The sequence below is a fragment of the Vibrio sp. 1978 genome (genome assembly GCF_033344345.1).
This window is the reverse complement of record NZ_JAWPOP010000923.1, coordinates 1-538: the sequence shown is the minus strand read 5'-3', so window position 1 is coordinate 538 and position 538 is coordinate 1. Positions and strand designations below refer to the sequence as shown.

At 47.4% G+C, this 538-nt stretch carries 1 protein-coding gene; it reads left to right on the top strand.

From position 1 onward, the window contains the following. The coding region (locus R8N49_RS29885) for a TonB-dependent receptor domain-containing protein (protein WP_318190803.1) at positions 1 to 538 on the top strand (538 nt) is incomplete at both ends.

Below are 538 nucleotides of genomic sequence, written 5' to 3'. Positions count from 1 at the left end.
CCAACGGATTATGATCGCGATACCGTCACGCTCAGTTACGAGCTAAGAGGCGAGCAGCACCAAGGTAACGTGACGCTTTACAACACCGAAACTGAAATCAAACGTGATGAAACGGTTATGGCACCGCGTTGGCCTTCGAACCGCTTGTCAAAGAACACGGCTAAGAACCAAAACCTTGGCTTAAATGCGAAATTCCAATCGGATTTTGCTCTCGCTCAGTTTGATAATCGAGTGACTTATGGCTTTGACTACATGGATAAGACGTCATCTAGTTACTACGGCAGCAGCAAGTTTATGGATGAATCGGCAGTTTCAACGGCGCTGTTTGTTGAAGATCAGTTCTTCTTTTCGGATGCCTTCTTTATTACTGCGGGTCTGCGTTTTGATGATTACAAACGTAAAGCGGAAACAGGTACAAGCAATTTTGATGACGTGACTTGGGCATTGGCTGCAGAGTGGGCGGTGACACAAGACTGGACGCTGTTTGCGAGCTCGCGTTCCCTGTTTAAGGGCCCAGAGTTGATGGAAACGTTCATCG